The organism is Streptomyces sp. NRRL S-495, assembly GCF_000966955.1.
Classification (GTDB): Bacteria; Actinomycetota; Actinomycetes; order Streptomycetales; family Streptomycetaceae; genus Kitasatospora; species Kitasatospora purpeofusca.
This window is the reverse complement of sequence record NZ_JZWY01000318.1, coordinates 1-465: the sequence shown is the minus strand read 5'-3', so window position 1 is coordinate 465 and position 465 is coordinate 1. Positions and strand designations below refer to the sequence as shown.

The 465-nt window shown below is 77.6% G+C and carries 1 pseudogene; it reads left to right on the top strand.

Annotation, left to right across the window (positions count from 1 at the left end):
• A pseudogene (locus VR45_RS17485) lies at positions 1–348 on the top strand (hypothetical protein); the annotation flags it as partial.
• Positions 349–465: the final 117 nt, after the last annotated feature.

The following is a 465-nucleotide window of genomic DNA, read 5'->3' as shown; positions in this document are numbered from 1 at the left end:
TTCCTCGACCTGCTCCAGGACGCGGGCTTCCAGCCGGTCGCCGACCTCGACAAGACGCCGGACCAGCTGCCCGGCTGGTCGGTGCTGGTGGCGATGGGCAAGCTGCACGCGATCCTCCAGCCGGCCGCGGCCGGGGGCAGCACCGGCTGGTGGCAGGCCCACCAGCCGCTCCAGGTGACCGATGCCTGGCGGTTCGCCGCCAACCAGCTCGGCGAGGTGACCATGTACGCCGTCCCGGCCGGGACGGTCGGCCGACAGCCGCGCGAGGACCTGCTGCGCCAGGCACTGGAGCGCGCGGTGGCGATGGGCCAGGTGGTGTCCGCCTCCCTCCCGCTCGCCGGCACCTGAGCCGCGCCCGGGGCCGCCGACCGGACCACCAGCCGGACCACCGACCGGAGCGCCCGCCGGTGGGGGCCGCCGCCCGAACGCGGCCCCCACCGGCGGCAGCCGGGACGGCACCCCCGC